11 protein-coding genes and 1 other annotated feature are annotated in these 13,423 nt (G+C 34.3%); of the genes, 9 read left to right on the top strand and 2 right to left on the bottom strand.

Annotation, left to right across the window (positions count from 1 at the left end):
- Positions 1-40: 40 nt before the first annotated feature.
- Both AC0IXC_RS06315 and AC0IXC_RS06310 read right to left on the bottom strand, forming a co-directional pair.
- Complete coding sequence (locus AC0IXC_RS06315; RefSeq protein ID WP_002136037.1) at positions 41-631, bottom strand: TetR/AcrR family transcriptional regulator; 591 nt, start codon at positions 629-631, stop codon at positions 41-43.
- Between the two features lie 144 nt (positions 632-775).
- Positions 776-1,909 (bottom strand): FAD-dependent oxidoreductase, encoded by a 1,134-nt coding sequence (locus tag AC0IXC_RS06310; protein WP_471652714.1) that lies wholly within the window; start codon positions 1,907-1,909, stop codon positions 776-778.
- Positions 1,910-2,166: 257 nt separating this feature from the next.
- Here AC0IXC_RS06310 and AC0IXC_RS06305 point away from each other — a divergent pair, with 257 nt between their 5' ends.
- The 9 genes from AC0IXC_RS06305 to AC0IXC_RS06265 all read left to right on the top strand — a co-directional run bounded on the left by AC0IXC_RS06305 (position 2,167) and on the right by AC0IXC_RS06265 (position 13,403).
- Positions 2,167-3,294: a conserved virulence factor C family protein gene (locus AC0IXC_RS06305; protein WP_016094150.1), complete on the top strand. Its 1,128-nt coding sequence runs from the start codon at positions 2,167-2,169 to the stop codon at positions 3,292-3,294.
- A gap of 3 nt (positions 3,295-3,297) precedes the next feature.
- Positions 3,298-3,681: a thiol-disulfide oxidoreductase DCC family protein gene (locus tag AC0IXC_RS06300; protein ID WP_002085930.1), complete on the top strand. Its 384-nt coding sequence runs from the start codon at positions 3,298-3,300 to the stop codon at positions 3,679-3,681.
- Between the two features lie 82 nt (positions 3,682-3,763).
- Positions 3,764-4,198: a BrxA/BrxB family bacilliredoxin gene (locus AC0IXC_RS06295; RefSeq protein WP_002012568.1), complete on the top strand. Its 435-nt coding sequence runs from the start codon at positions 3,764-3,766 to the stop codon at positions 4,196-4,198.
- A gap of 49 nt (positions 4,199-4,247) precedes the next feature.
- Positions 4,248-5,024 (top strand): class I SAM-dependent methyltransferase, encoded by a 777-nt coding sequence (locus AC0IXC_RS06290; protein WP_215591192.1) that lies wholly within the window; start codon positions 4,248-4,250, stop codon positions 5,022-5,024.
- 36 nt (positions 5,025-5,060) lie between these two features.
- Positions 5,061-5,275: a binding site (T-box leader), on the top strand.
- A gap of 45 nt (positions 5,276-5,320) precedes the next feature.
- Positions 5,321-7,009, top strand: a complete 1,689-nt coding sequence (gene argS / locus AC0IXC_RS06285; protein ID WP_215591193.1) for an arginine--tRNA ligase — start codon at positions 5,321-5,323, stop codon at positions 7,007-7,009.
- A 245-nt stretch (positions 7,010-7,254) separates the two neighbouring features.
- Positions 7,255-7,596, top strand: coding sequence for a DUF2085 domain-containing protein (locus AC0IXC_RS06280; RefSeq protein ID WP_002141578.1), 342 nt, complete (start codon positions 7,255-7,257; stop codon positions 7,594-7,596).
- Between the two features lie 17 nt (positions 7,597-7,613).
- Complete coding sequence (locus tag AC0IXC_RS06275) at positions 7,614-7,826, top strand: hypothetical protein (RefSeq protein WP_033709025.1); 213 nt, start codon at positions 7,614-7,616, stop codon at positions 7,824-7,826.
- 121 nt (positions 7,827-7,947) lie between these two features.
- On the top strand, positions 7,948-8,826 hold the full coding sequence (locus tag AC0IXC_RS06270; RefSeq protein WP_471652778.1) for a methyltransferase domain-containing protein: 879 nt from the start codon (positions 7,948-7,950) through the stop codon (positions 8,824-8,826).
- A gap of 374 nt (positions 8,827-9,200) precedes the next feature.
- Entirely contained in the window at positions 9,201-13,403 is a 4,203-nt protein-coding gene (locus AC0IXC_RS06265) for a tetratricopeptide repeat protein (RefSeq protein WP_471652712.1), read from the top strand.
- Positions 13,404-13,423 lie beyond the last annotated feature (20 nt).

The raw sequence follows: 13,423 nt of genomic DNA, 5'->3' as shown, positions 1-13,423 counted from the left end.
AGCATTAAAAATTAAGAGGGCTATGTAGTATAGCCCTCTATTATTTTTGATTGATACCTTCCCAAACAACATCTAACTGTTGATTGAGTATATTTTTTGCATTTGTTTCATTAGAATTTAATAGGGATTGGGACATGAGTGTATAAAAATAAGTACTCATAATAGTAGAAGTGATAATATTTATATCCCATTGACTGTTTAATTTTCCTGTTTCTTTCGCTGCTGTAATAATTGAAGACAAACTTTCTTGTAGCTGTTGTATACTTTTTAATTCATTTTCTACTAAGTAGTTAGATTTAATAATTTCAAAAACAGCATGCTTCATTAATTCTCCATGTCCAGTAAAGCGATCTAGTAAGTCTCCTAAAACAAGTTTGATTCGTTCTTTTGGATGTTCCACATTTTCATACGTTTTTAAACTTTCATTCCATAGTTCAATTTGAGAATCACCTAAAAATAATAATATGTTTTCTTTTTTCGGAAAGTAGTTGAAGAAAGTTCCTTTTGCAATCCCACATGCAGTAGTAATATCTTGAACCGTTACATTTTCGTACCCACGTTCTTGAAAGAGCTGTACTGCTTTTAGGAATATAAGTTCTTTTAATTCTTTTTTTCTCGTTTCTCTAAGCATATAATCGACTCCTAATACAAACAATTATATCTGTTTATTAGAGTATCTCAAATGAAATCTTATTTCATGCCTCCTAATTTTACTGTTTAATACAATTGAAAGAAGGATAGAGAGAATTCCGTTCATACTTTTCGTTGGAGTTTGTCATAAATGAAAACTGTATAGTTCATGTGCTCGCCTATCAGAAATCCATTTCGGAATATGTTTCATTGCTTGGTTTCTTAGTATAGTTAAAGGTTTACTTTCTATTTGCGCCATTTTTCCAACTTTCCACGCAGTGTTTGAGATTTTTTCAATTCTTTCTCGTCTTTTTTGTTCGTATTCTATAAATGCTTGGCGATAGTGGGCATTATTTTTGATGCATTCAGCAAGAATAATAGAATCTTCAATTGCCTGACAAGCCCCTTGGCCTAAATTAGGTGTAAGTGCATGGGCAGCATCCCCAATAAAGACGATGCGTTTGTCAAAAAACTGTTTCATTGGAATAATGTCTACAATATCACGATGAATCATATCAATGTCAGAGGCGTTATTTAAAATAGATGGGATGGGGTTATGGTAAGTTTTGAAATGATTATACAAATCTGTTGTTGTGTAATCCTTGTATTTGGGATCTCTAGCTTTAGCGTTTATGAGCGCATACCAGTATACTTCGTTGTTTGGGAGAGGGACGATACCAAATCTACCGTTTGTTCCCCAAGTTTCAATAAAATCGTTTGTTAAAGATAGACTATGAGCTGGAGTTACGCCGCGCCAACACGTATAACCGGCATAACGATAACCGTCACTTTGTGTTACTTGTTTTCGAACGACAGAATGAATACCATCTGCAGCAATGAGTATATTGCCGAGTGCTTCACTACCATCTTGAAATAATATTTTTAAGGCGTTTTCTTCATTTTGTTCTATTTTTACGCACTCTTTTCCCCATTCGACAGTACCTTCTTGTAGTTCGGAAAGTAGCAATTGATGTAAATCTTTTCTATGAATGGAGTACATTTTTGGATAACAAGCTGGAATGGTCAATTTACTAAATATAGTTCCTTTTTCGGATACAAGGTTAAAACCGTCACTTTCGTTGCCAAATTTTTTTATTTGCTCAGAAATTCCGTATGGTTCAAGTGCTTGCATCGCATTTGGGGCAATGATAATACCTGCACCAGCAACAGTAGTTTCAATATTTTTGTCATATACTTTTACATCTAATCCTATTTTTTGTAAGGAAATTGCTACACAAAGACCAGCAATACCACCACCTATAACCATGACATTATTCATTTGTTATCCCTCCACAATTAAGTGACTTAACTCATAAAATGACCAAGGTCATTTTATGAGTTAAGATTAATACCTTTTTTTGTTATTTTCAATTAGACTTTTAACTATAGTTCCGGAACGATTAGGTGAAAATAGAAATAATTGAAATTCTAAAAATGTAGAAGAGGAATTAGTAAAATTAAGCATCCGAGTAGGAGTATAAAGGGGTAACATGTTACAATACAGCTAAGAACACGCAATAAAGGAGAGTTTTTTACGTGAAGATTAAAGCAATTGAACCGACGCCAAGTCCGAATACAATGAAAGTTATTTTGAATGAAGTATTACCATCAGGAGCGCGTAATAATTATACAAATGAAAATAAAGAACAAGCACCAGTGCAAGTGCAAGAAATTTTGAAGATTGAAGGCATTAAAGGTGTGTATCATGTTGCAGACTTTTTAGCAGTGGAGCGAAATGCGAAGTATGACTGGAAAGTTTTATTACAACAAGTTCGTGCTGTTTTCGGTGAAGAAATAGTGGAAGAAAGCGAAGAACAACAACTTTCTCATTTTGGAGAAGTGAAAGTGTTTGTTCAAATGTTCTTTACAATTCCGATGCAAGTGAAGTTAACAGATGGAACCTCAGAAGAGCGTGTTGGTTTACCTGATCGTTTTAAAGAATCAATTATGAAAGTGCAAATGTCTGCACCTAACGTTGTGAAAGAGCGTAAGTGGGTAGAGCAAAGTACACGTTACGGTAATTTTGAAGAAATCGGGAAAGAAGTAGTAGAAGAAATTATTGCTGCTTATTCAGAAGAACGTGTAAATGAAACGGTTAAAGAATTATTAGATCAAGCAGGTGCTGTTGAAGTAACGATTCAAAAGCGTGAGCCATATAAAGTAACAGAAGAGATGATGAAAGATTCTGACTGGAAAAACCGTTTTGCAGCTTTAGAACAAATGGATCCAACGGAAGAAGATATGATGGTATTGAAAATGGCATTAGATGATGAGAAAGTATCTATCCGCCGTTTAGCAACAGCTTATTTAGGTATGGTAAAAGGTGATGGAGTATTGCCGTTATTATATAAAGCGTTATTAGATCGTTCAGTAAGTGTTCGTCGTACAGCAGGAGATTGCTTATCGGACGTAGGTGATCCAGCAGCGATGTTCGTTATGATTAAATCTCTGAAAGATTCAAGTAAATTAGTACGCTGGCGTGCAGCAATGTTCTTATTTGAACTTGGTGATGAAAGTGCAATTCCGGCACTAAAAGCAGCAGAAGATGATCCGGAGTTTGAAGTGGCGATGCAAGCACGTTTAGCTTTAGAACGTATTGAAGGCGGCGAAGAAGCAAAAGGATCAGTATGGAAGCAAATGACGGAGTCTCGTAAAGGGGAATAGTTTATGATTGTTTTCTATGATAGTTGGTGCCCGATGTGTACGGCGGTTGCAGAACGTACGAAAAGATTAGATAAAAAGGGTAAGATGAAATTTGTTTCATTTCGAGATGAAGATGTAGTTGAGAAGTATGAACTTTCTCAAGAATTACAAAGTAAAATGGAACAAAGATTGTATATTTTAAAAAATAATAAGTGGTATGACGGAATTCATAGCATTAACGTATTAGCAAAGGCCGTTCCATCTTATTGGTTTGCAGTACCTTTTATAAAACTATCTATCGTACTTGGATTTGGAAGTAAAGTATACGATTATATTGCCAACAATAGAAAACTTGTCCCAGTTGGACACTGTCGTGAAGGGGTTTGTGAAATCCCTACAAAAAAATGAAATCATCGTTATCTTTCTTTTGCACCTATTAATAGAGCATGATATGATAAATTTGGAATGAAAGTTGAAGGAGAGATACAAGATGTCAAATGCATATGAAGAATACATGCGTCAAATGGTAATTCCAATGCGCCAAGAGTTAGTGCGTTCTGGATTTGAAGAGTTAACTACAGAAGAAGCTGTAACAGAATTTATGGAGAATGCATCAGGTACAACTTTAGTAGTTGTAAACTCTGTTTGTGGTTGTGCAGCTGGTTTAGCACGCCCATCAGCAGGTCAAGCGGTTGTACGTGCTGAAAAACAACCTGATCATCTTGTAACTGTATTTGCAGGTCAAGATAAAGATGCTACTGTAAAAATGCGTGAATACTTCGGAGAAATTCCTCCATCTTCACCATCTATGGCATTACTAAAAGGAAAAGAAGTTGTTCACTTCATTCACCGTCATGAAATTGAAGGCGCAACAATGGACGAAATTATTACAAACTTAGAACAAGCTTTCGAAAAGAATTGCTAAAGTAGGGGGAGAGTGAATCTCCCTCTTTTCTTTATATAGAGGTGAAAAAATGATAGTAACAACAGCAGGAAGAACAAATAAAGAAATGAAAGATTATGCAAACAAGGTAGCAGCAGAATTAAATCTTTCTTTCGTTAAACGTAATGACATACCAGTAAATAAACTGCATGAGCAGTATGAACAAGATGTACTTGTCGTAGGGAAAAATCGATTAGCCATTTATCCAAAAGGTACGGAAGAGTCGTTTTTCTTTCATCCAAACTCAGCGATGTTTCGTGTGAAAAGGTTAATGCGCGGAGAACATGATCCATTTATACAAGCTGCTAAATTAGAGAGCGGAATGACAGTATTAGATTGTACGCTCGGTATGGCATCAGATAGTATTGTAGCTAGTTATGTTGTTGGTGAAAGTGGAAAAGTAACAGGGCTTGAAGGAAACGAATATATGTCTTACATCATGGGAAAAGGCTTGCAAACATGGTCTTCATCCGTTTCTGAAATCGATGAAGCAATGCAAAGAATCGATGTAAAGCAAACAGAGCATTTTGCATTTTTAAAACAATGTGAAGATAATAGTTATGACGTTGTTTACCTTGATCCAATGTTTGAAGAAACTGTCATAGAATCAGATGGAATTAAAGGATTAAAACACTTCGCTTTGTATCATGATATTACTGACGAAACAATTGCGGAAGCGAAGCGTGTGGCGAGAAAGCGTGTCGTTCTGAAAGATCATTTTCGTAGTTCTAGATTTGAAAAACATAATTTTCACGTATACAAAAGAAAAAGTGCTAAGTTTCACTTTGGTGTAATTGACCCTTGCTAATTGTTTGAAAAGATGTATAATAAGCAATAATTAAATATACTGTCTGTGATGAAGAGAGTAATCTTTTTCAGAAGGAAAGCGAGCTAGGGATGGTGTGAGCCTAGTGCAGAAGAAAAAGATGAAGCGCACTTCGGAGACGCTTCTTGAACGAATAGTAGAGTAAGCCGAGGCCCCCTGTCCTCGTTATAAACGGGAAAGTGGTTCGAAATGAACAACAAGGGTGGTACCACGGGTTAAAACTCGTCTCTTTTTTAGAGACGAGTTTTTTGTGTTTTAAAAAATAAGGAGGTTATAGTATGAATTATAAAACGCAGTTTGCGAAAAGTTTATCGAATATTTTTACGAATGAATTAACGCAAAATCAAATTTTAGATTTAATCGAAACACCAAAACAAGATGAATTCGGAGATGCAGCGTTCCCATGCTTTTCACTAGCGAAGCAATATAAAAAATCACCAGCTATTATAGCGAAGGAATTGGCGGAGAAATTAAATGATCCGTTCTTTACGAAAGTAGAGGCTGTGGGTCCTTATGTAAATGTATTTTTTAATCGTGAAACAGTAAGTGATAAAGTATTAAAAACGATTTTAGCGGAGAAAGAAGAGTACGGTCAAAATCACTTTGGATGTGAAAAAACGGTAGTTATCGATTATTCCTCTCCTAATATCGCGAAACCTTTTTCAATGGGGCATTTACGTTCTACAATGATTGGTAATTCGCTGAAACATATCGCCGAAAAATGTGGGCATGAAGTTGTCGGAATCAATTATATTGGCGATTGGGGCACGCAGTTTGGAAAGTTAATTACTGCATATAAAAAATGGGGAAATGAAGAAGTTGTTAAAGAGGATCCAATTCGTGAGTTATTTAAGTTATATGTTCAGTTTCATGAAGAAGCAAAAGAGAACAAAGAACTAGAAGAAGAAGGACGCTCATGGTTTAAAAAACTAGAAGAAGGAAATGAAGAAGCAGTCGAACTTTGGAATTGGTTCCGTCATGAGTCTTTAAAAGAATTTTCTCGTATTTATGAACTTCTCGGTGTGGAATTTACAAACTTTCAAGGAGAAGCTTTCTATAACGATAAAATGGAAGACTTTATTGGGATTTTAGAAGAGCACGATTTACTTGAAGAATCAGAAGGCGCATTAGTCGTTAATTTAGAAAAAGAAGGTATGCCGCCTTGCCTAATTAGAAAATCAGATGGTGCAACTATTTACGCAACACGTGATTTAACAGCGGCATTGTATCGTCAAAACACATACGAATTTGATAAAGCTTTATATGTTGTAGGCCCAGAACAAAGCTTACATTTCAATCAATTTTTCACTGTATTAAAAAAGCTTGGTTATGACTGGGTCGATGGTATGGAACATGTACCTTTCGGGTTCATATTAAAAGATGGTAAGAAAATGTCGACACGTAAGGGCAGAATTATTTCATTGGAAGAAGTGTTAGAAGAAGCTGTTGCGCTTGCGGAACAAAATATTGAAGAGAAAAATCCGAATTTAAAACAAAAAGAAGAAGTGGCAAAACAAGTCGGTATTGGAGCAGTTATCTTCCACGATTTAAAAAATGAGCGTATGCATAATATCGAATTCTCATTAGAAAATATGTTGAAATTTGAAGGAGAAACAGGACCATATGTGCAGTACACACATGCGCGTGCCTGCTCTATTTTAAGAAAAGAAAGTGTAGAATTTGAAACGTGTACTTTTGAATTAAAAGACGATTACAGCTGGAGTGTAGTAAAATTACTCAATAAATTCCCGCAAGCAATTGAAGCGGCCTTCAACAAAAATGAGCCATCTATTATTTCAAAATACGTATTAGATGTAGCGCAAGCGTTCAATAAATATTATGGAAATGTTCGTATATTAGAAGAGAGCGAAGAGAAAGAGAGTAGACTCGCATTAGCTTATGCTGTGACGGTTGTATTAAAAGAGGGATTACGTTTACTTGGGGTAGGGGCACCTGAGGAGATGTAAAATAAAAATTTTGTGCTTATGCGCCGAGAGAAATATTCACATTACTTTACTAATAAACTACAGATCAAATTAAAGCGTAATATAGAGTAACAAAAAGACAAAACAGGCGATTATTAGCCTGTCTTGTCTTTTTGTATTTTCTTAAATAAACTCTTATCTATAAAGAGTTATACGCTGCGAAGTGTAAGAACTCTATAATTATGTTGCGAAATCAATTAAAATATTTGTAGAGAGGATGGTCCGTATTGATTCGAGCTTTCATTTTACATATTCCTTGTCATAGACTACCGGAAAGAAGTTTTCTTAAACTACAAAAATACATACCTTTATGTGCGCGTTGTACAGGCATGTTTATCGGTATTTTGATGTTTCCAATTTATTTTTATATGACACCTTCGTTTCTGCCTGCAATAATACTATCATTTTCCGCTCAAATTCCGTTACTTATTGATGGATTCACCCAAAAATGGAAATGGAGAAGCAGCACAAATTTACTAAGAGTAACGACTGGTTTATTAAGCGGTAATGGTATGGGGCTATTTATTGCCTCTAGCATTATATGGATAACATCTAAAAGCATATATTAACGGAAGGAGAACTTTACATGTTTTGGATCTACTTAGTTTTAATTCTTATTTCAGGAGGAAGCGGGATTAGTTTTCTCATTTATGAAAGAAATATAGAAGCAATAATTGCTTTTGTTATTTGTACAATATTTATTGTGTTACTCTATTTTCACCTAAAAAGAAATGACGAACATAGAAACTGTGATTGCAGTACATTAGCTTGTACCGATTATACTGATTGTAATTGTTAAATTATGCGAGTGGAAAAGTTAGTGTATCATTTAAGGTATACTAGCTTTTTTTATTAGAAGTGTAGGAATGTGACTATTAAATGGAGAACTTTAGTTTTGTATATAAAAGGAGGTGTTGGACCTGAAAGAGTATGATTGGAACAGCAAACTAACATATTTAAAAAATACGAGAGATTTATATTACAATGACGATTATTTAAGTTTTTTAGTAAATACAGTTTGGAAGATTTCTGAGCCAGTACATATTGTTGATTACGGTTGCGGGTATGGCTACTTAGGTTTAATTTTGTTGCTGTTACTTCCAAATGGATCAAAGTATACAGGTATTGATAGCGGGGAAGCATTAATAGCTGAAGCGAGAGAGTTGTTTCGTTCGCTTCCATATGAATCAGAATTTATTGAAGGAGATGCTACAGAAATTGAATTGGAAAATAAATATGATATAGCAATCTGTCAGGCTTTCTTATTACATATGAGTTCCCCAAAAACGATGCTAGAGAAGATGATACATTCAATTAAACAAGGTGGTAAAATAATCTGTTTTGAACCACATTGGATGTCAAATATGTCTTCATACGTATTAGATGGAGAGAATCAATCGGAAATTATCCAGATAGGTATTTTGCAGAAATTATTTGAAAGGGACACACAGAGAAACGATAAAGATGGAAATATCGGTATCAAAATACCTATGTATTTAAGTGAATTGGGTGTGGGAAATATCGAATGTAGAGTAAGTGATAAGGTGAACTTTTTAGACTCTAATATGCATCATAATGATAAATATAGTTTGTATCATTCATTAAAAGAAGAGGGAATTGCGGGCAATCCAGGTGATAAACAGCAATTTATAGAACTTTTAATGGCCAGAGGATTAACATATGAAGAAGCGTTAGCTCAATATGAAGCGGAACTACGGTTTTTTAAAGCATTTCATATGCATTCATCTTTAGTATATGCTCCGAATATGAAAATTACATTTGGTGAAATAAAGAAGTAAATATCATATTAGAAAAGTAAGAGAGAAGGAGAATTGCTATATTTCTAATAAGGTTATCATTATTATCAAGATTTTTCGGTGAATCGATATATCTTATCAAATCGTTAATATAATTTCATCCACTGAATGAAGGCTCAAAAAAGAAGATAAAACCCATCTTCGAATAATACATGTTATTTCATCAAATTAAACAAAATAACGAGAAAAAGTATCGTTTTTAAGATATTTAGTTATAAACTTGAATAATATTAAATAATATCGTTCATTATATGAGGTTTTAGTTGAATGCATACTATATGATGTGTAAAATCTAAGCAAGTAGGTTAGAATACTGCTTGCAAATGGCAGTATAAATAATAATTTGAGGTGAATGCATGCTAGATTTTAAGCAATTAGAGATTTGTTTGAAAGAAAAGAGATTCCTAGATGGATTACATGAGATAAATAATGAAATTGCGCATATAAAAGAAACGAATAAGTTATCATACGTGAAGAACTGGCTTTCTAACGTCTCGTCACCTAAGGAGTTTGATACATTAATTCGTCTTGCTGATGAAGGTTTGATGCATCAATATAGCTCCTTTTTAATTCGTTATACTTATAAAAAATTCCCGAATATGAGAACGCTCTCTTTATATTGTGATGAATTAATTGATGAGCGTAAAATCCTTGATGCTGAACAATTGTTAAAAGCTTCTTTGGAAAAGGTAAACGAAGAGGAAACTGATGCGGATGTTTTAACGAAAGCATACTTTACGTTAGTTAGATGTTTGCTAGATATGAAGCGAAATGAAGAGGCCTATGCCTATATGCAAAAGGCGGAAAAATATAGTACGCGTGCAGTTTTTGATAAATGGGGTTACTTATATATACAGACTGGTGAGTGGGAGAAGGCAGAGGAACAACTTTTATTCGGTCAGCAGCATAAAGATTGTGAAGAGTTAGCTACGTACTTATTGGCGCAATTATATGCATATAAAGGTGAACAGCAGCGAGCGTTACAACTCATTAATGATGCGATTGCAAAGTTCCCTCAAGTACCATATTTCTATTTTGAAAAAGTAAAATATTTATTAGATTTAGAGCGCTATGAAGAAATGTTAGCGGTAATAGATAAAATCAATCATATGCTTCCGCATCATGCATATACAACTTATTTTATACATTTACGTGCAGAAGCATTTTATAAAATGAATAATATTCACGATTTGCAAGCACTATTGAAAAGTGAAAAGAGTTTGAAAAATTCTCTATATCATCATATAGAAAAAAATCCTGATGGAAAAAAGGTTCGTTTACCGATAGTTCCGGTTGTACAAAAGGATAACTATTGCGTTCCGACAAGTTTGGAAATGATGTTAGGGGTATGGGGAGAAAAACGTACGCAAGATGAAATTGCACAACATATTTTTGATGTAACAGGTTCTAAGTTTTCAGATACAGTTACATATATAGAAGAGCAAGGTTACGAATATCGTTATTTTCAAGGGAATGAGGAAAATTATAAGAGATTACTCAATCAAGGTATTCCCGTTTTATTAAGTATAGATATTGAGCACGCTTCCCATGTACAAGTGCTTTCTGGTTATGACGATGTACTGCAAGCTTTTTATATTCAAGATCCGAATTTCTTGGAACCGATTCTTGTGGAATATGATAAGTTGCAAGAAAAATATCGTTATACAGATTGTTTAGCTATTACGTTTATACCAAAAGATAGAATGGAACAACTTTCATTTTTAAATGAGGAAGAACACACTTATTATAAAACAATCTTTTCTCTTACAGATCATTTAGGTGAGCAAGATAAAGAGGGAATTGAAAAATTAGTACTATTTTTAAAAGAAACAAGTGAAAATCCAAACACTTGGTTATATACGATTAAACATTTAGATGCTGAAGTAGATAAAGATTTTATTCAGTTTTGTATAGAAAAATTAATGAAAAAGTTTCCGAGCTCTGACTTTGTGAAATTGCATAGTGCACAGTGTTTTATTCGTCTGCAGGATATGGAAAAAGCAGGACAGATGCTTCAAAGTGTGGAGAAGAAAAGCAATCAAGCGTTGTATCATTTTATAAATGGACGTTATTCTTTTGAGCAAGATAATTATGCAGAATCGATTGCTAGTTTTCGTTCATCATTACAATTGGATGCAGATCAACCAGTTGCGTGGAGTTTCTTAGCATTATCATACATGTATATGGATCAATCCGAAAAGGGGCTAGAGTATTCTCTAACAGCTATAGAACGTAGTCCAGAAAGGTTTACACTTGTAAATCACGGTTTAATTTTAATAGATTTAGAACGATATGAAGAAGCATATGGATTCTTTAATGATTTATTAAAAGAATATAAATATGAAGCGCACATATGGTATGAACGTGCAAGATGTGCTCAGTATTTAGGGAAAGTGTATTTGGCGGTAAAAGGACTTAAAGTGGCGATTCAATTAGATAAAACAGCAGCCTATTTATATACGAAGCTTTCGGAAATCTATGAATCGGATTTGGATGATGAGAAAAATACGAAGGAAATTCTATTACAAGGAATTCAAAATTGTGAAGATCAGGCGTCTTTATATGTTCGTTTAGGAGATTTTCATTTTCAAAATGATGAACTTGAAGAAGCGGAAACTATATATAAGCGTTCTTTAGAAGAAAATAATGAAGATGTATATTCTCATTTCGGTTTAATTCAAGTTTATATGGCAAAGGAACAATATAAGGATGCAAAAAACTATATTGTCAGTATTAATAAGCAATTTGAAGACAATCAAGATTTCCTTATGAATGCTGGTATGGTGTTATGGGATGCTGAAATGGCATTAGGTGAGGATGAAAAAGAGTTAAAACTTGCACTTTCTAAATTAGAGAACGGTATACGAAGCGTATACGCTAATATAGCGAGCGTGTTGGATGAGTATGTAAATCGAATAAAAGACACAGCTTTTGTGCAACGAGGCATAGCATTTTTAAGAACGTTAGAAAAAGAAAAAGAGGATGTAATTGAATACGGTTGTTACGCAGGTGTTTTATATGAATCTATTGGACAGTATGATCAGGCGATAAAACGGTATAATGATGCACTTAAGAAAAAACAAGATTCATTGCCGTATTTCCGTATCGGTGAAACATTCATGGCGTTAGGGCAATTTCAAGAAGCGAAGCATGCGTATGAAACATGTTTAGAAATGGATAAGAACTTCTTAGGTGTACATTTGCAGCTTGCTGAAATATACGAAAAAGAAGAGAATCGTTCCAAAGAACAAAAGCATATGGTCCAGGCGATGAAAGAAGAACCAATGCATATAAATATGGAATATTTAGCGCAGCTTTCAGTAGAAATGAATCTTCAGGAAGAATTGCTAGTTGAACTAGAAAAATTGGAGGAAGAAGTTCCTGAAACATGGCGTTTAGATGCGATTGCATACGTGTTTGGCGCGATGAATGACATAGATAAAGAAAAAGAATATATCGAATGCGCAATGAAAATAGATGAAGCGCATGTGGAAGTACTATATCATTATGCGAAATTGCTAGTTAAAAAGCAGAATGCAGAAGCAATCGAAGTTGCGCTGAAAGTAATGCATAAAGATTTGGAAAGTGAACGTATTTTTGGTGTGTACGTAAAAGCAATGGAACAACATAAAAAATTATCCCAAATACGAGACGTACTTCATACGCTAAAGGTGAAAAAAGCAGAAAGAAGTACAGCGTTTATGTATGCAGCTACTGCGGTTGCCGAAAGATTAGTAGAAAGGCAACAAAATGAGCAACCGAAAAAATCTATATTTACAAGAGCATTTTATCGTATGAAAAATCGTGCGAAGGAAATTTCAATGATTACAGTTATTATTGATTTATTTGAAATCTCCTTAAAGTTAAATCCGAAAAATAGTATGGCAGCGCAGCGTTTCGCAATATTTTATGAGAATGCGGCGATGAATAAAGAAGCTATAGAGGTTTTACAAACATCGTTAGAAAATAAGTGGGATTATGATGTAGCGAAGCAACTTGTAAATCTTTTCATTGAGTGTGAGGAAGAAGCTATGTTACGAGATGCTTTGGAATTAACGAAACAAATGGTTCGAGAGCTACCGGATGATTATGATACTCTTCTTTTACAAGCGAGTGTATTATGTAAGCTAGGCGAAGAAAGAAAAGCCGAAAAAATTTACTTGCAATTAATTGAGAAAACACCATTTGTAAGTAGAGGATTCCTTGCTTTAGGGGAAATGTACCAAAGTCAAGAGAGGTTTGAAGAGGCGATTCATTTATTAGAAGGTGCTTCTGTGCATCATCCGAATGAAACGGCAATTCTTCTTGCTTTAGCATCTTCGTATCATAGAGCTGGGCAAACGGCCAAGGCAGAAGAAATAACAAGTGAAATATTAGCAATTGATGCTACTGACTTGTTAGCAAGATACGATCATGCTTGTTATTTAACAACATTAAACAGAAATGAAGAGGCAAGAGATGAACTTGAAATTGTGCTTCGTGAAGATGAAACAGGATTTTTCGCTGAACTTGCAGAGGAAGATGAAGATTTAGCAGGATTGCGAGAATTTGAAAAGTAATTGTATAAGAATAGAGAAAA

Source organism: Bacillus sp. AC266 (assembly GCF_979253805.1).
The sequence above is the reverse complement of the archived record's forward strand: the minus strand, read 5'-3'. Positions and strand labels throughout refer to the sequence as shown.